The organism is Actinoplanes aureus (assembly GCF_015704865.1).
Classification (GTDB): Bacteria; Actinomycetota; Actinomycetes; order Mycobacteriales; family Micromonosporaceae; genus Actinoplanes; species Actinoplanes aureus.
On sequence record NZ_JADQTO010000002.1, the window covers coordinates 592,200 to 611,578 of the forward strand.

The following is a 19,379-nucleotide window of genomic DNA, read 5'->3' on the forward strand; positions in this document are numbered from 1 at the left end:
TTTAGGTATGCAGCCGCGGAAGCCTGACACCGAGGTCGGACCCGATTCGTCGACAGTGGCGGAGAAGGAGGTCGAAGCCATGGTGACGCCGAAGCCGCCGCGAAAGCGCGGCCGGTTGCAGAGCCGGCGGGCGAGGCTGGCGCTGGCTTTGGGTGCGGGCATGATGGCCCTGCTCTGCCTGGGTGGTGTAGGCGTCTTCATAGCCCTCTACGACGAGGCCACCGAGATCAAACGCACCGAGCCCGACGCGGTGGTTGATAGTTTTCTCGGCGCCTTCCTCGTTACCCGAGACGACAACGAGGCGAAACTCTACCAATGCGATTCGGGCGGTGACTTCACCCAGCTCGTCCAATACCGTGACGACACGGTGAGCCGCGAGAAGGAATTCTCCGTAGGCATCTCGATTACCTGGTCCAGTCTTGCGGTGGAGACCACGGGTGCTAATGGAAACGTGGGCGTCGACCTGATACGGACCATTGCCGGTCAAGGGGGACGTGACAGCAGTTCTTGGCAAATCGCGCTGGTCGATCAGGATGGGTGGCGCGTGTGTGGTGCCACGAAGGTTTGATCACTCGGCCCAGAGTCGATTGACGGGAACCTCGGCGGTGCGAGGCGAGCGACCGGTCCACTGCCATCGGTACCAATCCAGTTCGGTGCACACACGTGCACAGACATGGCCGTCCTCGCTGGTGTGGATCTCGGTGACCGCGCGCAGGTCACGGCGTTCCGTGCCGTCGTCCACCGCGATTTCGACGACTCGCCGGCCGGTCAGCTGGCCGGCGTCCAAGGCGGCAACCGGCGACCTGCGAGGCGGCTCGTCCAACGACACCAGGCGCGAAGCGCTCGCATCCGGCAGGGCGGGCCCTGCCATCCCGTATTCCTCAACCCACACCCGTTCGACGGGCACTAAAGGAGCGAATACCTCGACCTGCTCGGCTTCGGCGCGGTACCACTCCGATTCCGGTATCACCGGCACATAGGTGCGGCTTCCTTGAATGACCTTCTCATCCGCCCGGAGATCGGTGCGCCATCCATGCCCTGGCAAGCCGATGATCACTCGCCGGCCACGAAGATTGCCGCCCATGGTGGCCGGCGTCGGAACGACGGGACGAGGCGCTTCGGAGGTCCAGTTCGGATGCGATGACGAACTGGACGAAGGGCCGCTGGTCATCCCTCGCCGCCCAAGGAAGCGCCCTGGTTACGCATGAATTGCACCGGATCCACCGCTCCGGCGCTCGACCGGTCGTTGTTCAGGTGAACCTCGAAATGCAGATGCGGGCCGGACGAGTTCCCGCTTGAGCCGACCCGGCCGATGATCTCGCCGGCGGCCACCTGCTGGTTCTCTCGCACGAAGGGCCGTTGCACCAGGTGACAGTACCGTGTCATCACGTTGCCGGGGTGCAGGATCTCCACCATCCAGCCGCATCCGCCCTTGCCCGGATACCCGTCCACATTGCAGCTCTTGCGGCCGTTGAAGTCCTCGTCGCATTTCACCATTGAGACCACACCACTGGCCACTGCGCCGATCGGCGTGTATTTCCCGATGCTGAGGTCGACGCCATGGTGATTGGGGCGTTCCGACGTCCGGAACCCGGAACCCACACCGGCTCGCAACGGGATCGTCCATCCGGAGGCGGCGATCTGCCCGGACGCCGCGCAAACCATGGCCAGCGAGTCACCCACCGCGTTGGCCGCACCGTCGGCCAGCGAGTTGACGATCTGCGTGGCCATCGGTTCATGCTTCGCGTACGCATCGGGGTAGGCGCTGATCTGCACTGCCTGCGCGGCCCGGGTCAGCGGCATGGTCTGCCATCCGTCGATCGTCTTGAGCTTCTCGTAGAACTTGGTGCTCGCGTAGACCGGATCCCGCACCTGTTCCGGCGTGCCCCAGCCCGAGCTCGGCCGCTGCTGGAAGAGACCCTGCGAGTCGTGGTCGTTGCGATCGCCCAGGTGTCCGAGGTTGACCAGGCGGGACTCCTGCATCGCGGTCGCCACCGCGATCACCCAGGCCCGGGGCGGCATCTGCATGTCCGCACCCACGTTGATGATGACCGCGGCGTTGCGGATCTGTGCGCCGCCGTACGAACGGATCCGCGGCAGCTTGGAGTCCGGGTCTACCGGACCTCCCTTGCCGCAGCCCAGCGACGCGTTCAGAGTGCTCGGGTTGTCGTCGCCGGTGCCGCCGAGGAGGAGCACCGTCACACTGCCGCCGCAGCAGAGCAGAACAAGCGTCACGACCAGGGCTATCAGGAGGACGACCTTGCGCGGCCGGGGGACTCTCACGCTGCTTCCCAGTCGATGCCGTCGACCAGCCAGTGCCCTTCCGGTGCTACCAGCCGGAGGCTGAGTTTGCCGGAGTCCATGGTGACGACCGCGTTGACCATGGATTCGTTGACCGCCACCAGATCGGGACGGCCGATGACTCGGTCTGCCGGCACTCGGGCCGGATCAACTCCGCGAAGTTGTTCCGCGAGGTTCTTGGTCGCGTTCGGCAGAAGCCGATCACGCCACTTCTTCGCGGTGATGTCGCTGTGATCAACCCATGCGGAGGCGAACGCGTAGGCGACCGCCTCCGGCTGCGCCCGTCCGGGGCTGGTCTTCGGCGTCGGCGGCGGCTCGCTCGAGACGACGCTGTCGTCCTCGGAGGGGTTCACGCTGATCACAGCCGCAGGACTGTCTCCGCCCAGCGTTGGCGTGGTGCGGCCGTCGGAGAAGAGCCGGCCGATCCCCACCACCGCCAGGACGATGCCGGCAAGGACGAGAGCGACACCCCACCGGGATCGGAAGATCCCGGTGAGGCTGCGTTCAATGAATCCCGCCAACCTCGGTCACCTGGCCTCGGAACGCACCCGCGGACTTGCCGGTTCCTGTGTCGTGGAACCGGTCTCCGGCCGGTAGATGGCGAATGAAGCAGGCCGTTCGGCCACGTCGGGCTCGGTCCAATCCGATGTGTTCCGGGTTCGGGTAGAGCTGGGCAGGCCTCGACGTTCGGCGTTGACGGTCCGATCGTCGGGCCGCACGGTTTCGGTGCCGTCCGGACGCGCTGCGACTGCGGTGGAGACACCCTCGCCGGCAGTCTCGGTGCGAGTCGCTGCGGAGTGCGCCGGGTCCTCGAGGCGCGCCTCGGGACGTAGGTTCCGCTGCTCGACGTAGATGGGGCGACCATCCTTGCCGAATGTCGGCTCGCGGGTACCTCCGCCTTCGGCTACCTCGAGCTTGGCGGCTTCTCGCATGTCCCGGAAGAACCGGCGGTGCCAGGAGCCCGCGGACGCGATCGCGGCCGCGCCGTCCTTGCCGCCCAACTGCGTGATTCGGCGGTAGGGACGAAGGAGGAGCCATCCGACGACGCCGCAAAGCCACACCAGTACGACCTGCAACCAACCGGCGAGGCTCGCTGTGTTCATGATCAGGTCCACGGCGAACAAATAAATCGCTGCGCCGGTCCCGAAGATGGCGATGTTGAAAACGGCCGCGACGACCGCGTTGCCAAGGCGTCGGATTCCGGCACTGGCCGGCCGCAGGAGGCCGATCGTCCCGAGGATGGGTGCCGCGATCACAGCCCATCGGAAGACCAGGAATCCCAGGAGAACCAGGAGGGAGGCGGTGATGTCGAACATCGCGAACATGAACGCGGCCAGCATCGCGATGAAGCCGGCGCCGACCCGCTCCATCCCGTTGATGCCTTGGAGGTACTCGTATGCCTCGGGGTCTTCCTGCTTGATCTGTTCCGCGACCCGCATCCACTGAGCCTTCTTGCGATCCAGAGTGGCGTCGCGCGTGGCGGGATTGGTGCGGATCTTCTCGACTTCCTCCCACTTCAGGGACCGGGCGTTGTAGAGCGCTTCACCGTATTTCTGTGCGGTCTCGCTGTCGGCCGACCCGAGAAGCCCACGAAGCCAGTTCCGGTAAAGCATGGTCTCGGTCGCGGTATCGCTGGCGCGCACGGCGGGAGGGCGGTTGTCGGTACACGCATCCGGACCCAGGGCGCATCGTGTGGTCGGTTCCGCAGGCCTGGGGCCGACGGCGTCGTGAACGACTCCGAGCGTGCCAATGAGCGTCTGATCAGCGATATTGGCCGACCGCACCGGCCACGACGCGATCGCCGTCACCACCACCATGATCAAAATCGCCCAACCGGCAGTAGTCGTCGCCATGCCCATCTCGGCTTGCCGCGACCGCCACAGCAGATACAGCCCGATAACCGCCAGCGTCACCACACCGAAGACGGTGAAGACCTTCTGGTAGACAGCCTTCGTGGTCTGGTCCACAAGCGGATCAGCCCAGCCCCACAGCGTCTCCGGGTTCCACGCCCGCTCGCGCAGCGCGTTCGAAGCACCGATCACCGCCGTCGCGATCATGAACTCGCCGTTGGCGATCGTATTCTCGATCTTGGAGTCGGCCTCCACGATGGTGGACGCGCAGCCTCCGTCGAGATCGTAGGTCGAATAGCTGTAACCGGCGTAGCCGTAGTCGCTGTAGAGGCCGGGGAAGCTGCCGCTGGTCGACGATTGCGGGCGCTCGGCGAACCAGCCCGCCAGCCCCGAATCCGGCGTATTGGGCGTAGGCGGCGTCAAACACTGCGCCCGCGTGCTGCCCACCTCCGCCAGCCGCTTCACGCACCCTTGGATGTCCTGCTGCCACTCCTCGACGCTGCACGCGCCGTTCGGTGCCTTTGCCGGCGCGGCGTACGCGCCGGAGCTGGGAGCCGCCACCGCCCAGGCGATCGACGCCACCACGACCAGAGCCATCGTCGTGATCAGCGCCAACCCGCGCTGCACCATCTCAAGCCTCCAGGTCGGACGGAAGCGGAAGGACCGCCGGGGGTGGCGTGCCCGGTGTGGTGTCCAGGTGCTCGAGTAGACCCTCGACGTACGACACGTCGACTCGGACCTTCTGGACCCGCCCGTCCACGTCGCGCATCACGAATTCGCGGAAGCCCAGCCGGTGGTGGGACGACGTGTCGACCTGGGAGAGGGACGCCAGCGTCGCCTCGTACCCGTCGTGTACGGGCACCCGCAGCAGCCGGAGCGCTTCGGAGGCGATCTCCTGATCCTCGGCGATGCGGCCGACGAAGACCGTGGAGACCAGGTTCTGCACGTCGAGGCCGAGGATGTCCCGCGGGTTCTGAGAGGCGACCAGCGCGGCTAGGTTCCACTTCCGGGAGTCACGGGCGAGCCGGACCAGGAACGAGCGGCCGGACCGCCAGCCTTCCATGAAGTGGGCCTCGTCCAGGCCGACCATCTTGCGGGACGACATCGAGCCGCCGTAGCAGCGGCGGACCGCCAGCCGGTGCGCGGTGTGCAGCATCGGCAGGGCCAGCGACTCCTCGGCTGACCAGTACTCCCGCTCGATCTTGAGGTCGGGGAGTCGCAGGCCGGCCATGGTGATGACGGTGAGTGCGGCGTCCGCGCCGAGCAGGTGTGCCGGCGGGTGGCCGAAGAAGAGCAGCGCGAGCGGCATCTCGGCGGTGTCGAGCAGCAGGTTCGCCAGCTCCTTGCCCTCGTCGTCGTCCAGACCTTGCAGGGTACGAACGACGTCGTCCAGGGTCGACGTCTCCTCGGCCGGCACCTGCCGTACCGCGTGCCGCAGCAGCGTCGCGGTCGACGCCTCCTTGGCGACCTGCGGCGGCACCAGCATCGAGCAGATGTCCTGGACCAGCATGCGGCGCTCGGCGCGGGCGTTGGAGACGGCGATCTCGAACTCGCGGTCGCCGGACGGACCGGTCGGGAACTCGGATCGGACCGGGGTCGGGATCAACGCGTACGGCGCGAGCGTGCCCTGCTCCGAACCGGTCAGGTTCAGCACCCGCGAGTACGGCCGCAACTCCGGCATCTGGCACAGCCGGGCGAGCGGCCCGGACGGGTCGAGCAGGGTCACCTGGACACCGCGCCGGGCGTTCAGGTAGCCGAGCGCGCCCATCAGCGTGGACTTGCCACCGCCGGGCTCGGCCACGAACACCCCGAGCCCGGAGCGCTCCCGGACCTCCATCGGGAAGTGCAGGTCGAGGAAGACCGGCCGCCGGCACGTGCCCGCGGTACGCCCGATCAGGTCCCCGCGCCGGTCACCGACCGTGGAGGCGGCCTGCGGGAGTGCCGCCGCGAGCAGTTTGACCGGCATCCGGCGTACGTATCCGGTGTTGGCGATCGGCTCGCCCGGGATGAACTCGCGGGCGAGCTGGTCCTGGCCCTTCGGGTGCTGCAGCGAGATGCGCAGCTCGCGCGAGTAGAGCTGGATCAGCCGGCGGGCGCGTTCCAGGCACTCCTCGCGGGTGGCGCCGCCGACCGCGATCCGGTGCCAGCCGTGCGCCCGGGCCGACTCGACCGGCAGGCCGGTGGTCATCTCGTCGCCGATCACCAGCGCCCGCTTGGCGAGGCGCTCCAGCTCGGGCGGGGCGTCGATGCCGTGCTCGGCGTAGTCCAGCTGCTGCGAGCGGATCATCCGGAGCCGGTGCTCGAGGTTCTTGAACGAGCTGTTCGAGCCGAGGATGTCGATCCGGGAGGAGAGCTCCATCGGCCACGGCAGCCGCTCGTGGAAGTGCATCCACGGCTCGTGCTTCTCCGGGATCTCCAGCGGCTCCATCCGGCCGACCGAGAGCACGGCGACGTGCCGTTCCTCGCCGGACATCCGGTTGACCAGCTTCACCGTGGAGCCGTACGGAGTGCGGTAGCGCTCCACCTGCTCGGTGAGTGCGAGCAGGTCACCGGTCTCCCAGTGGCCGTTGGTGACCGGGGAGAGCAGCCCGGGCGGTGCCATGCAGAGCGCCACCGAGCGGTAGAGCAGCCACTCCAGCTCCTGCGGGGTGACCCGCCGGCCGCGCATGCCGAACGCGTTCAGCACCTCGTCGAACTGCTCGACCGTACGGCCCAGTTTGCGCCGCTCGCCGTCGGACGTGCCGCGGCCGAAGACCCGCAGGATCCGCTCGGAGAAGGTGTCGCCGAGGGACCGCCGGGCGAACGTCACGCCGAGGTACGTCTGGCCCTCGGCATGGTTCACCGAGAGCAGGTGGCGCTGCGCCGCGACCAGGTGGTCCGACCACGAGGTGGCGCCGTGCACGTCGGCCAGGGGTTTCGCGGTGAACGAGTCGACCGTGCGGGCCCACTCGTCGGCCGGGAAGGGCCGGGTGGTCCGGCGCAGGTGCAGGCGGAACCCGGCGAGTCCGGCGTACTGCTCGGAGATGGCGCTGAGCAGTGCCTCGCGCTCGGCGTCCGGCCGGAAGGCCCAGCGCACCTCGGGCAGGTGGTACCAGGCCGTCACCGTGCTCTGCGTGAAGGTGAGGTGCCCGGCGATCTCGCTGATCGCCAGCTCCATGGCCGGGTCGCGGTCGCTGAACTTGAGCTTCTGCGGCCGCAGCGCCACCGGCTTGGCGGGCTTGGGCTCCTTGCGCTTGACCGCCTTGCTCTTCTCCCGCCGGGCCGGCGCCTTCTCCCGGCGCTCGGCCGGGGCCCGCTCCGGCATCGGGACCGGCAGCGGAGCCGAGGGGGCCTGCTGCCACAGCGCGACCGGCTCAGCCGGTGCGGCGGGCGCGGGCGGCGGGGGCGGTGCGGGAAGCGCGGACGCTGGTGCGGAGTGCGACGGCTGCGGGGGCCAGTCGTCGAACTCGGACCAGTCGTCCTCCGGGTCGGCCGCGGGGGCGGCCGGCTCCGCGGTGCCCGGCTCCGGGAAGAAGTCAGCCTTGGGTCCGACCGGCGCCCGGGTGAACGGCGCGCCGTTCCATCCAGGCGAGTTCTCCACGGCCGGCTCCGCGGCGGCGCCGTTCGGTGCCGGCGGCGGAGCCGGGGTCACCGGACGGTCGTTGAACCCGAACCCACGATCCGGATCCGGCTCGGCCGGTTTCGCGTAAAGATCACTCGGACGGGTAGCGGGGGTACGCGCCGGAGTGGCCGTACCGCCGAACAGGTCGAGGAAGGGCGAGTCGATGTCCATCGTGGTGTCGACCGCCGATCCTCGTGGACGAACCGGCTGCGGTGCCTGGAACACCCCCACACCGCCATGTCCGGGCGCGGGAACGAGTTCCTCGGGGTCGTCAGGCGAGGAGTAGTTGTCCGAACGCACACCGTTACTCTGCCTGCCTGTGGACGAGGCATCCGCGCGGGGATGCCCGTGCGGAGGAGGGGTTCCGCTCATGCGGAGACCCCACCGAGACGCACGACGGCCCAACTGGTCATACCAACTCCTCCCGAACCCGGATGCGAGTGGCGACAAGTCTCGGATCGCGTTGCTCCACGGCGGGCTCGCGGGTGCGGCGCCAGTCGGTGAGCGCGGTGCGGATGACGACCCGGGCCGGCCGGTCCGGGTCGACGTGCCGGAACACGTACGACGTGGTGACCATGGCGAGGGCGATCTCCCACGCCGGGAAGGGGTCGAAGTCGAGCGTGATCAGGTAGTGAATGACCATGAAGAGCGGCACCAGCACGACGAACATCCCGTACTGCGCGTACGGCAGGTGGATGGGCAGCGTGTAGCCGGGCGGGCCCAGATAGACAAGGCGTGCCCGGTAGATGTCGTCATCGGTCCGGAGCCGCATCTCAGTTGAAGATCAGCTCGATGATCGATTCGCCGACGAAGAAGAGCGTGGCGGCGCCGGCGATGAACGCCAGGCCCACGATCGCGATCGCCGAGCTGGTCAACACCTTCGAGATCTCGCCGCGGCTGGCCCGGCCGATGAAGATCACGCCGAGGACCGCGAGCAGGATCGGAGCGATGTTGCTCGCGAAGAAGGTGACAATGCCTTCCGTGTTGATGCTGCCGGCTGGCTCAGCCGCCAGAATGGCGAGCTCGGTGGCGATCATCGGTAAACCTCCCCGTGTCCGGTATGGGGGGTACGGACACGCTGCAGTTGTGAAGCCGTACGGCAATGCCCATATCGTGCTACCTCTGGCTCACCACGTCGAGTGAGCCCTTCGGGCACTGCCATGCTCATCTGCTCTCTTCGGTCACTTCATGATGCCCAGTTCCGAAGAGTACGGCCCGTACTTGCGAGCAACAAGCGCCCTTTTCGTTACCCAAGGTGATTGAGTGGTTGAATATGAGTCACGTGGGATCGTACACGTGTTCGAAAGACAACCGCCCCGTACCCTCTTCTTGTGCCGACCACGCCGACAGACACGCAGCTCAAAGGTGCTGAACTGCTCCGCCGGGATCACCCGGTCGTGATGGGCGTCCTCAACGTCACGCCGGATTCTTTCTCTGACGGTGGGAGATACACCGACCTCGAAGCCGCGGTTCAACACGGCATCGCACTTTTCCGCCAGGGCGCGCATGTCATCGACGTCGGCGGCGAGTCGACCCGGCCCGGAGCGGAGCGGGTGGACGCCGCGACGGAGATCGCCCGAGTGGTTCCGGTGATCGAGCGCCTGACCGCCGGCGGCGTACCGGTCAGCATCGACACCACCCGCGCGGTGGTCGCCGAGGCCGCGCTGACGGCCGGCGCCGTGGTGATCAACGACGTCTCCGGCGGGCTCGCCGATCCGGGCATGGCGGCGGTCGCCGCCGCCGCGCGCTGCCCCTGGATCCTCATGCACTGGCGCGGGCACTCCCGTGACATGCAGAAACTCGCCGTCTACGACGACGTGGTCACCGAGGTCCGCGACGAGTTGCGGTCCCGCGCCGACGAGGCGATCGCCGCCGGCGTCGATCCGAGCCGGATCATCCTCGACCCCGGGCTCGGGTTCGCCAAGACGGCCGAGCACAACTGGGCACTCAGCGCCCACCTCGACGTACTGATCGATCTGGGCTTCCCGGTGCTCTTCGCGGCGAGCCGCAAGACCTACCTGGGCCGTCTGCTGGCGGGCCCGGACGGCACGCCGCGGCCGGTCGGCGGCCGCGAGGCGGCCACCTTGGCCACCACGATCCTTGCGGTCGCCGCCGGCGCGTGGGGGGTCCGGGTGCACGAGGTGGGCGCGACCGTGGACGCGCTCGCGGTCTGGCACGCCACCGGCTCACCACGATTCGGGGGTACGCGGTGAACCGCACCGCCGAAGCCGGACCGTCCCGCCCCGCGCAGGGCGTCACGCCCGACCGTGATCTTCTGCCGGACGACTCGACATCACGGGGAGAACAGATGACCGGACAGATCACGCTGACCGGCCTGCGTGCCCACGGCCGGCACGGCGTCTACGACTTCGAGCGCGAGCAGGGCCAGGACTTCGTCGTCGACGTCCGCCTGGACCTGGACCTGAGCCGGGCCGCCGAGACCGACGACGTGACCGACACCGTTCACTACGGCGAACTGGCCGGCAAGCTCGTCGAGGTGCTCACCGGCGAGCCGGTCAACCTGCTGGAACGGCTCGCCGACCGGCTCCTCGACGTCTGCCTCGCCGACCCGCGGGTGACGTCCGCCGAGGTCACCGTGCACAAGCCGCAGGCCCCGATCCCGCACGAGTTCGCCGACGTCGCCGTCACGCTGCGCCGGAGCCGCTCGTGACCCGCGCCGTCCTCTCCCTCGGCAGCAACCTCGGTGACCGTCTCGCGCACCTGCGCGCCGCCGTCGATCTCCTGGGCGAGAGCGTCACCGCTGTCTCCGGGGTGTACGAGACACCCCCGTGGGGCGATGCCGCGCAGCCGTCGTACCTCAACGCGGTTGTGCTCGTGCACGAAGCCGGCGCGACGCCGCGGCACTGGCTGGAGCGCGCCCAGGCGTGCGAGACGGCCGAAGGCCGGATGCGGGACCCGGGCCGCCGTTTCGGCCCGCGCACGCTGGACGTCGACGTGATCGCGGTCTGGGCGGCCGACGGGACCCCGGTGGTCAGCGACGACGCCGAGCTGACCCTGCCGCACCCCCGTGCCCACATGCGGGCCTTCGTGCTTCGGCCGTGGCTGGACCTGGAACCACGGGGCCGGTTGCCCGGGCACGGCCCGCTCACCGAGCTGCTGGACTCGCCGGAGGTCGCCGCCGACCTCGCCGGGGTGAGCCCGCGTCCGGAACTGTCGCTAGAGTCGATGGCGTGAGCGCCAACCCCGAAGGCGGAGGCCGCCGGACCGACCCGTCGCTACGGCCGACGAGCATCTCGGTGCTGGTGGTGGCCGCGCTGGCCGCCGCCGCGGTGGGCTGGCTGCTGCTCAGCTTCACCTATTCGAGCCTGCCCGAGCTGCCCTGGTCACCGGTCCTCGTGCTCGCCGTGCTGGCGGTCGCCGAGGCCATGCTGGCGCAGAACACCAGCGCCCGGATCCAGCGCAAGCCCGGTGCGCCGCCGGTCGAGCCGCTCGCGGTCGCCCGCTACGTCGCGCTGGCCAAGGCCTCCTCGCTGGTCGGCGCGATCTTCGCGGGTTTCTCCGCCGGCCTGCTCGGCTGGCTGCTGCTGGAGCCGACCCGGGCCGCCCGGGAGGACGTGCCGGCCACGGTCGGCGCGCTGGTCGCCGCGGCGGCGCTGATCGCCGCCGCGCTGTGGCTGGAGCGCGCGTGCCGGGTGCCCGAGCAGCCCGACCGTGAGGACGACGACTCGGATCGTCCGACCGGACGACGTTGACGTTTGTCGAAGGTATCTAGCCTCTGAACTGAGGCCATGCCGTATCCGTATGCTTTGCGGCGGGCGGCCGTCAGCCGGAGTAGCGTGCGCCTCGAACCGCTCGTGGAGGCGTAAGGAGGCGCGGAGCATGGCCTACGACGAGACCACCTTCCGCCGGCCCGGTGGGGACGACACCCCGACAGACCCGGCGGCGTACCGTCGCCGCGTGCAGTACGACGACACCGCCGGTACGACTCTCGACCAGTCGTTACGCGCGCCGGTGACCACGGGTGCCCTCCCCGCCGTGGAGGAGGAGCGGGACCGGCTCGGGATCCACCTCGGCTGGGAGGTGGTGCTGCTGGTCGCCGCGGGCGTCATCGGCTTCCTTCTGTTCCGGGAGGACTCCGGAGCGCTTCAGCGTCCCGCCCTCGACACGCTGCTCGTCACGGGTGCCGCGATCGGACTGATCACTCTCGGCGCCGGGCTGAGCCTGCGGGCCGGCGTACCGAACCTGGCCATCGGCCCGATCGCCCTGGCCGCCGCGCTCCAGTACGCGGAGAACAGCGACCGCGGGCTGCCGCAGGCCGTGGTGCCCGCTCTGATCATCGCCGCGGCCGGTGGCCTGGTGGTGTCCGTCCTGGTCGCCGGCCTGCACGTGCCCGGCTGGGCGGCCAGCCTGGCCGCCGGATTCGGCACGATCGTCTACGTCCAGCTGCGGGCCGCGCCGGTCCTGGTGCAGGGCGACTGGGACCCGACCGACAAGGCGTTCCTGCTGTTCGGCGGTTTCGCGCTGCTGGCCGTACTGGGCGGTGCGCTCGGTGCGGTCGGCCCGGTGCGGCGGTTCTTCGGCCGGCAGCGCCCGTCCGCGGACCCGGCTCGCCGGCGGGGGCCGATGGCCGCGGTACCGGTCGTAGTCGCTCTGGTGCTCTCGTCACTCTTCGCGGTCGGCGCCGGCACGCTGATCGCCGCTCAGGCCGCCCAGACCGGCGAGCCGATCGTCCCGGGCACCGGCCTGGAGTGGACCGGCATCGGCATCGGCCTGGCCCTGCTCGCCGGCACGAGTGCGTACGGCCGGCGCGGCGGCATCTTCGGCACCCTCTTCGCGGTGACCGCGCTGACGCTCTTCCTGGACTACGAGTCCCGCCGCGAACTCGACATCGCGCTCTTCGCGATCGCCGCGAGCCTCATGGTCGCCGGACTGCTGGTCACCCGGCTGGTGGAGACGGGCAGCCCGTTCGCCGGCGGCGGCAACGAGGAGTGGAACGCCGCACCTTCCAGCGGCACCGCGAACTGGTCGCCGACGCTGCCGGAGACCTGGAACTCGCCGGCCACGCCGCCGGCGCGCAGCGACCGTTGGGACGACGGCCCGTGGGGTAACCCGCGCTGACCTATGCTTCGTTCATGACCACGCCCAGCTTCGCTGAACTGGACGCCCTGCCCACCGAGGCGCTCAGAGAACGCGCCTTCGCCAAGGCCCGGGAGCGCCACGACCTCAGGTTCTACTGGTCGGTGCTGCGGCATCTGCCGGACTCCGACGAGGCCGCCACCCTGGACGGCGCGCCCAACTCGATCGGACCGACGGTCGACGAGGCGGTCGCACTCTGGCGTGAGCTGGAGGGACGAGACCTGGGCGAGCAGGAGCCGCTGCTGCGTGCCGCGTTCATCGACTACTTGAGCAAGTGACGTCTGTCGTTTGAAGCCGTGGCCCCGCAGGGAAATAGCGGGGCCATGGCTCTCGGTAATCGATATAAGACCGCACCGGGTGCTGGCACACTCGCCGCACTCATACTCGTACTCGTCTTCGGCAGCCCCTGGTACGCGGACTGGGCGCTGGAGAACACCGACCCGGACACGGCCGGTGGCTGGTGGCTGCGACTGCTGGCCTGGCCGCACTGGAGCTTCGACTCCGACGACCCGCTGCGTGACGTGATCGTCGGCGACCTCAAGGCGATCCTGGTCGTGGTAATGACCGCGCTCTTCCTCTTCCTGCTGCCCGGCTCCCAGCTGGCCCGGGCCCGAGGCACGATCAGTCAGTTCTTCGCCGGCTGGGCGGCGTACGTCTTCGCGGGTGGCTTCGCCGCCCTGCTCGCCACCCTCTTCCTCAGCAACCCCTCACTGCTCGGCGCGTTCCGGGCGGCCGGGTCGGGCGCCGAGTACGGCCTGTTCGTCGGCTGGATCGTCGGCCTGGCCTCGCTCGGTGGCTGGCGCGGGACCCGTTGACCGTCACACCGTTGCCGGCACCTCGAACACGGCCGCCCGGGACACCGTTCCGACCGGGCGGCCGTCGTCGGTCACCAGAACGGTCTCGGTCGACTCGGTGAGCATCAGGGCCAGGGCGTCGTGCAGGGTGGCGCCCGCGTCCACGCTCGGCAACTCACCGGCCGAACCGTCGTACCGGGTCATCACGTCGCGGACCGGTGTGACGGCGAGACGGCGGATGCCCCGGTCGGCGCCGACGAATTCGCGTACCTCGGGCGATGCCGGTGCGCTCAGCAATTCTGCGGGCGGCGCGAACTGGAGCAGCCGGCCGCCCTGGGCGAGCACCGCGATCCGGTCACCCATCCGGACAGCCTCGTCGATGTCGTGAGTGACCAGCACGATGGTCTTGCGCACGGTGGCCTGGAGCCGGAGGAACTCCTCCCGCAGGCGGGCACGCACGATCGGGTCCACCGCGGAGAACGGCTCGTCCATCAGCAGCACGAGCGGGTCCGCGGCGAGGGCCCGGGCCACCCCCACCCGCTGGCGCTGACCGCCGGAGAGCTCGTGCGGATAACGCTTGCCGTACTTCGACGGCTCCAGGCCGACCATGTCGAGCAGCTCGTCGGCCCGGGTCTGGATCCGCTTGCGGTCCCAGCCGAGCAGGCGCGGCACGGTCCCGACGTTGGCGCGGACCGTCTGGTGCGGGAAGAGTCCCACATTCTGGATGACGTAGCCGATCTGGCGGCGCAGTTCCACCGGATCCTGCTCCAGCACGTTGCGTCCGTCGATCGTGATGACGCCGCTGGTGGGCTCGATCAAGCGGTTGATCATGCGCAGGATGGTGGACTTGCCCGAACCGGACGGGCCGATCAGGACGCTGAGCTCGCCGGCGCGTACCTCCAGGCTGAAACCCGAGACGGCGGCGGTGCCGTCCGGATACACCTTGCCGACGTCCACCAGCGTGATCGATGCCGAGGTAGCGTCCACGTATGCCCTTCCTGTCGTGGGGCCCGGCGCTGCTCACGCCGGTCGCCGCACCCGCCGATGACGGCCCGGGGAACCCCTGGTTCTCCTGGCGATATGTCCAGGAGAACGCCGAGGCGCTCGGCGCCGCGCTCAGTTTCCACGCCGGACTGACCGCACAGACGGTCCTCATCGCCCTCGTGGTCGCGCTGCCGCTCGCCGTCGTCGCCTACTGGATCAGACCGCTGACCGCGCCGATTCTCGCACTCTCCGGCGTGCTCTACACGATCCCTTCGCTGGCTCTGCTCGCTCTCTTGGCCCCGCTGGTCGGCACGACCAGCACCACGTCGGTCCTGATCGCCCTGGTCATGTATGCGTTGCTGGTGCTCGTCCGCAACGCGCTGGCCGGGCTCACCCAGGTGCCGGCCGAGGTGCTGGAGGCGGCGGCGGGCATGGGTTACGGCCGGTTGGGCCGGCTGTGGCGGGTCGAACTCCCGCTCGCCCTGCCCGGCATCCTCACCGGCGTACGCCTGGCCACGGTGTCGACGGTGGCTCTGGTCACGGTCGGCTCGCTGATCGGACAGGGCGGCCTCGGCGACCTGATCCTGAGCGGCTTCCGGAACAACTTCTTCAAGGCGCAGATCATGACCGCCGCACTGCTCTGTGTCGGCCTGGCCCTGGTCCTCGACCTGCTGTTGGCGGGTCTGGGCCGGTTGCTCACGCCGTGGGCACGCGGGAGGGTGGCATGACCGCCTGCACCGAACGGCACCCAGCCGGGGCGACGTGTTCCCTCGCAGGCGAGGGCCGGAAGGGCATGCCGAGGTGCTCAGCGTGAACTACTTCCAAGAGGGCATCGTCTGGCTCAACGACCCGCTCAACTGGACCAACCCGGGCGGCCTGCTGGACCGGCTCGTCGAGCACCTGGTGATCAGTTTCTGGGCCGTACTGCTCGGGTGCCTGATCGGATGGCCGATCGGCATCTGGCTGGGGCATCGCGGGCGGGGCGGCGGTGCCGTCGTCACCGTGGCCAACCTGACCCTGGCCATCCCGACCCTGGCCCTGCTGACCATCCTGCCGCTCACCCCGCTCGGCTTCGGCAAACCGCCGGTCGTGGTGGCGCTCGCCGTCTTCGCGGTGCCGCCGCTGCTGGCCAACGCGTACACCGGTCTACGGGCGGTGGACCCGGAGACCCGGGACGCGGCTCGGGGGATGGGGCTCTCCGGCGGGCAGCTGCTGCGCCAGGTGGAGTTGCCGCTGGCGGTGCCGTACCTGGCGGCCGGACTGCGTACCGCCGCGGTCCAGGTGGTGGCGACCGCGGCGCTGGCCGCCTTCGTCAACGGTGGCGGCCTCGGTCAGATCATCAGCGCCGGGTTCGGCATCGGGATGAGCAACGGCGGCGGAGGCCAGATCGTGGCCGGTGGCATCGCTGTGGCGTTGCTCGCACTTCTCGTCGAGGGCATCCTCGCGCTGGTCCAGCGCCTGGTCACACCGCCTGCGCTCCGTCCACGCCGGAGCCGTACCGCGTCCGCGGCGATACCGGCTGGATAACGCTGCGGCCCCGGGTGATGATCTTGTCATACCCAACGGGTAGGAATGGTTAAGAACCGAGAAACGGGCACGCACTCCGGCTGCCCGTCGGACACGCGTTCCGGCCACCCGGCCGGGACGGGACACAGAAGGCGGCAGTATGCGTAGACATCTCTTCCGGGCGGCCGGCGTTCTCGCCGTGGCCGTCGTCCTTGCCGGTTGTGGCGACGCCGGCTCGTCCGGCACCGAGGCTCCGCCGTCGGCGGCCGCCGCGGGCCAGGGCTGTGCCCCCGTCGCCGGCGACACGCTCGTCGTGCTCGACGACGACAAGCAGTTGCAGAACACCGACAACGTCATCCCGGCCATCAACTCCAAGGCCGCCACCCCCGAGCTGATCGCCGCGCTCGACAAGGTCTCGGCCGCGCTCGACACAACCAAGCTGATCGAGCTCAACAAGGCCGTCGACATCGACCGCAAGTCGTCGAAGGCGGCCGCCGAGGAGTTCGCCAAGGCCAGCAACCTGACCGCGGGGATCGCCAAGGGCCCGGGCGGCAACATCACCGTCGGCGCCGCCAACTTCAGCGAGAACGCGACGCTCGGCGAGCTCTACGGCATCGCCCTGACCGCGGCCGGCTACACGGTCAAGGTGCAGCAGATCGGCAACCGCGAGCTGTACGAGCCGGCGCTGGAGAAGGGCGACATCCAGGTCGTCCCGGAGTACGCGGCCACGCTGGCGTACTTCCTGGCCGGCAAGGTCGAGGGCAAGAACGCCAAGGATCCGTCCTCGAGCGACCTGAACACCACGGTCACCAACCTGAAGGCGCTCGGTGAGAAGACCGGTCTGGCCTTCGGCGCGCCCAGCCAGGCGCAGGACCAGAACGCCTTCGCCGCCACGCAGGCGTTCGCCGACAAGTACGGCGTGAAGAGCCTCTCCGACCTGGCGGCCAAGTGCTCCGGGGCGGCCACGATCCTGGGCGGTCCGGCCGAGTGCCCGCAGCGGCCCAAGTGCCAGCAGGGCCTCGTGGAGACGTACGGGTTCAAGGCCGGCAGCTTCACCACCCTGGACGCCGGTGGTCCGCTCACCAAGACCGGCCTGAAGCAGGGCACCATCTCGGTGGGCCTGGTCTTCAGCTCGGACGGCGCACTGGCCGCCGGCTGAGCCATCCGCCGCCGGTCACCCCGGCGGTGGACCGGAACGGCCGAGCGTCGGGGGCCATCTGGACCGTCCCCCGCTCGGCCGTTTCATCCCAGGCGCACTCTCGGTAACATCTGCGCCCATGCCGGACCGGGACCACCAAGCGGAAAACAACGCGCGGCTGCTCCGTGGCCTCCTCTGGGCCGGGGTGGTCCTCGCCCCGCTGGGCGCTGCCGTGATCCTGCTGGGCGACAACTCCAACTCGGCTCGCCTGGCCGTGCTGCTGCTCGCCGTCAGCCTGGTGCTGGTCGGGACATCGGTGCTGGTCCGCAGCGATCCGGTGCTGGCACGGATGAACGTGGACGACCGCGTCGCGGAGGAGATCGAGGCGCTCCGCCAGGAGATGCGAGCCGAGATCGCGGCTCTCGCCTCCACCGGCGCGGGTCCGCACCTCCCGCCCCGCCAGCCTGGAGGCCGGGCGCAGGTGTCCGTTCCGCCGCCCGCTCCCGGTTACGGTGCGCAGTCCGGCTACGGCCTCGATGCCGACTCCGGCGGTTACCCACCCGGCGATCAGGCCGGGCCGTACTACGCCGCCGATGCGGGCCCCGGGTTCGATCCCGGCGCCGGCTATGACGCGGGTGCCGGCTTCGACCCGGAAGCCGGATACGACGCCGGCCAGGGCTATGACGACCACGCCGGGTACGGCGCCGGGCCGGGCCACGACGCGGACGCGCTCCCCGGCTATGGGCGGAATGCCGGCTCGGTCCCTGCGGCGGCAACTGGTTATGACGCCGGCTACGGCGCTGGTCAAGGCGCGGACGCCGGATACGACGCGAACGCCGGCTACAGCGGTGGGCCCGGCTATGACGACGGTCCTGAGTTCAGTGGTGGGCCCGGCTATGGCTCGGAGCCCGGGTATGCCCCGGCTCCGGGTGGTCGGCCGGGCGGGCCGGGTGGCCGGTCGGGTGGCTACGGCCCCGAGAGATATGACGAGGCCGGCGCCATCCCTGCTGCCCGTCCGACGAATCCCGGACGCAGCACCGGAGGGCGGGCGTCGGTTCCGGCGCCGGCGCAACCCGTCTCGCCGGCCCGGGCACCGGGCGCGGCCGGTCGGGCTTCCGCGGCCGTTCCTTCCGCAGCCGCTTCTTCCGCTTCTGCTTCGGTGCCGCGGTCAGGCCCTCCGGCCGCCGCCGTTTCGGTGCCGAGGTCAGGGTCTTCGGTGGGCGGTGCCTCAGTGCCGAGGTCAGGGCCTTCGGTGGGCGGTGCCTCAGTGCCACGGTCAGGGCCTCCGGTGGGCGGTGCCTCAGTGCCACGGTCAGGGCCTCCGGTAGGCGCCGCCTCGGTTCCGGGCACGACTGGTGGCTCGGCCCGCATGCCGGGCCAGGCCGGGAAGAAGGGGGCCGGCCAGGCCGCAGTGCCCGGGAACGCAGTGATTGCCGGCCCGCCCCCGGGCGCCCGAGCGGCCGCTGTGCCGCCCGGTGCGATGCCGCCAGGCCCGGCTCCTCGGGCTCGTGCCGGGGCCGCGGTACCGCCTCCGGCAGCCGGCCAGGTCCGCGCGGGCGCCGCTGTGCGATCCGGCGCCCAGTACGGGCGGCCGGAGGCACCGAACGGCGACTTCGGTGCAGCCGACGGTTACGGCTCCCCGAGCGGCGGCTACCAGGGCTACGGCTCGGAGAACGGCACCGACTACGGCTACCAGGGCTACGGCTCGGAGAACGGCACCGACGACGGCTACCAGGGCTACGGCCCCGAGGACGGCTACTACGGCGACGACAGCGGGTCCGGTGGCTACGAGGTAGGCGGTTTCGGCTCGGGTGGTCACCAGGCGGCAGGACAGGACGAGGGCGAGTACAAGGCCCGCCGCCACCGGCCGTCGGCGAACGACACCAACGTCGGAACTCTCGCCGAATTCGCCGCGTACCGCGGCTACCGATAGACGCACGGCGCTCTGCCGCAGTGGTCCGGGAGGCGCGGTGTCTTGCCGTGGCTGCCGGGAGGCGCGTGGCGTTCTGCTGCGGTTGCACAGCGCCCTATGAGCGGCGCGCTGGCCGGAGGCGGCTGGTGTCCGGCCGCGCGGCCGCCGGCAAGCGCACACCGACCAATGACAGACC

The 19,379-nt window shown here is 69.9% G+C and carries 20 protein-coding genes; 12 read left to right on the plus strand and 8 right to left on the minus strand.

Annotated elements, in window-relative coordinates:
- Positions 1-7 precede the first annotated feature (7 nt).
- Positions 8-568, plus strand: coding sequence for a hypothetical protein (locus I4J89_RS05745; RefSeq protein WP_230858335.1), 561 nt, complete (start codon positions 8-10; stop codon positions 566-568).
- On the opposite strand, the gene I4J89_RS05750 is transcribed toward I4J89_RS05745, so the two are convergent.
- From I4J89_RS05750 to I4J89_RS05780, 7 genes are read right to left on the minus strand one after another with little or no spacing between them, the layout of a single operon-like run.
- The gene (locus I4J89_RS05750; protein ID WP_196412733.1) at positions 569-1,171 is read right to left on the minus strand and encodes a hypothetical protein; all 603 of its coding nucleotides are present in this window, start codon (positions 1,169-1,171) and stop codon (positions 569-571) included.
- Complete coding sequence (locus I4J89_RS05755; RefSeq protein WP_196412734.1) at positions 1,168-2,283, minus strand: M23 family metallopeptidase; 1,116 nt, start codon at positions 2,281-2,283, stop codon at positions 1,168-1,170. The genes I4J89_RS05750 and I4J89_RS05755 overlap by 4 nt, the downstream gene beginning before the upstream one ends.
- Positions 2,280-2,822: a hypothetical protein gene (locus I4J89_RS05760; protein ID WP_196412735.1), complete on the minus strand. Its 543-nt coding sequence runs from the start codon at positions 2,820-2,822 to the stop codon at positions 2,280-2,282. The genes I4J89_RS05755 and I4J89_RS05760 overlap by 4 nt, the downstream gene beginning before the upstream one ends.
- Positions 2,823-2,828: 6 nt before the next feature.
- A complete protein-coding gene (locus I4J89_RS05765) occupies positions 2,829-4,781 on the minus strand; it encodes an MFS transporter (RefSeq protein ID WP_196412736.1) in 1,953 nt (650 codons plus the stop codon).
- 1 nt (position 4,782) lies between these two features.
- On the minus strand, positions 4,783-8,124 hold the full coding sequence (locus tag I4J89_RS05770) for an ATP-binding protein (protein WP_196412737.1): 3,342 nt from the start codon (positions 8,122-8,124) through the stop codon (positions 4,783-4,785).
- A 37-nt stretch (positions 8,125-8,161) separates the two neighbouring features.
- The gene (locus tag I4J89_RS05775) at positions 8,162-8,524 is read right to left on the minus strand and encodes a hypothetical protein (RefSeq protein WP_196412738.1); all 363 of its coding nucleotides are present in this window, start codon (positions 8,522-8,524) and stop codon (positions 8,162-8,164) included.
- Position 8,525: 1 nt separating this feature from the next.
- Entirely contained in the window at positions 8,526-8,789 is a 264-nt protein-coding gene (locus I4J89_RS05780; protein WP_196412739.1) for a hypothetical protein, read from the minus strand.
- Between the two features lie 363 nt (positions 8,790-9,152).
- Here I4J89_RS05780 and folP point away from each other — a divergent pair, with 363 nt between their 5' ends.
- The 7 genes from folP (at position 9,153) to I4J89_RS05815 (ending at position 13,664) form a co-directional block, all read left to right on the plus strand.
- On the plus strand, positions 9,153-9,965 hold the full coding sequence (folP, locus tag I4J89_RS05785; RefSeq protein ID WP_196412814.1) for a dihydropteroate synthase: 813 nt from the start codon (positions 9,153-9,155) through the stop codon (positions 9,963-9,965).
- Positions 9,966-10,060: 95 nt separating this feature from the next.
- The gene (gene folB / locus I4J89_RS05790; RefSeq protein ID WP_196412740.1) at positions 10,061-10,423 is read left to right on the plus strand and encodes a dihydroneopterin aldolase; all 363 of its coding nucleotides are present in this window, start codon (positions 10,061-10,063) and stop codon (positions 10,421-10,423) included.
- Positions 10,420-10,947: a 2-amino-4-hydroxy-6-hydroxymethyldihydropteridine diphosphokinase gene (folK, locus tag I4J89_RS05795; RefSeq protein WP_196412741.1), complete on the plus strand. Its 528-nt coding sequence runs from the start codon at positions 10,420-10,422 to the stop codon at positions 10,945-10,947. The genes folB and folK overlap by 4 nt, the downstream gene beginning before the upstream one ends.
- Positions 10,944-11,465: a DUF3180 domain-containing protein gene (locus tag I4J89_RS05800; protein WP_196412742.1), complete on the plus strand. Its 522-nt coding sequence runs from the start codon at positions 10,944-10,946 to the stop codon at positions 11,463-11,465. Before folK ends, I4J89_RS05800 begins: the two co-directional genes overlap by 4 nt.
- 127 nt (positions 11,466-11,592) lie before the next feature.
- On the plus strand, positions 11,593-12,831 hold the full coding sequence (locus tag I4J89_RS05805) for an ABC transporter permease (RefSeq protein WP_196412743.1): 1,239 nt from the start codon (positions 11,593-11,595) through the stop codon (positions 12,829-12,831).
- A gap of 14 nt (positions 12,832-12,845) precedes the next feature.
- Positions 12,846-13,127, plus strand: a complete 282-nt coding sequence (locus I4J89_RS05810) for a hypothetical protein (protein ID WP_196412744.1) — start codon at positions 12,846-12,848, stop codon at positions 13,125-13,127.
- 45 nt (positions 13,128-13,172) lie between these two features.
- The gene (locus I4J89_RS05815; protein ID WP_196412745.1) at positions 13,173-13,664 is read left to right on the plus strand and encodes a hypothetical protein; all 492 of its coding nucleotides are present in this window, start codon (positions 13,173-13,175) and stop codon (positions 13,662-13,664) included.
- 3 nt (positions 13,665-13,667) lie between these two features.
- Here I4J89_RS05815 and I4J89_RS05820 read toward each other — a convergent pair whose 3' ends face one another.
- A complete protein-coding gene (locus tag I4J89_RS05820; protein ID WP_196412746.1) occupies positions 13,668-14,630 on the minus strand; it encodes an ABC transporter ATP-binding protein in 963 nt (320 codons plus the stop codon).
- A 2-nt stretch (positions 14,631-14,632) separates the two neighbouring features.
- Between I4J89_RS05820 and I4J89_RS05825 the strand changes: the two genes are divergently transcribed.
- From I4J89_RS05825 to I4J89_RS05840, 4 genes are all read left to right on the plus strand, one after another.
- Positions 14,633-15,355: an ABC transporter permease gene (locus I4J89_RS05825; RefSeq protein WP_373688098.1), complete on the plus strand. Its 723-nt coding sequence runs from the start codon at positions 14,633-14,635 to the stop codon at positions 15,353-15,355.
- Positions 15,356-15,437: 82 nt separating this feature from the next.
- Complete coding sequence (locus I4J89_RS05830; RefSeq protein ID WP_196412747.1) at positions 15,438-16,154, plus strand: ABC transporter permease; 717 nt, start codon at positions 15,438-15,440, stop codon at positions 16,152-16,154.
- A gap of 139 nt (positions 16,155-16,293) precedes the next feature.
- Positions 16,294-17,292, plus strand: a complete 999-nt coding sequence (locus tag I4J89_RS05835) for a glycine betaine ABC transporter substrate-binding protein (RefSeq protein ID WP_196412748.1) — start codon at positions 16,294-16,296, stop codon at positions 17,290-17,292.
- A gap of 118 nt (positions 17,293-17,410) precedes the next feature.
- Positions 17,411-19,204 (plus strand): hypothetical protein, encoded by a 1,794-nt coding sequence (locus tag I4J89_RS05840; protein ID WP_196412749.1) that lies wholly within the window; start codon positions 17,411-17,413, stop codon positions 19,202-19,204.
- Positions 19,205-19,379 lie beyond the last annotated feature (175 nt).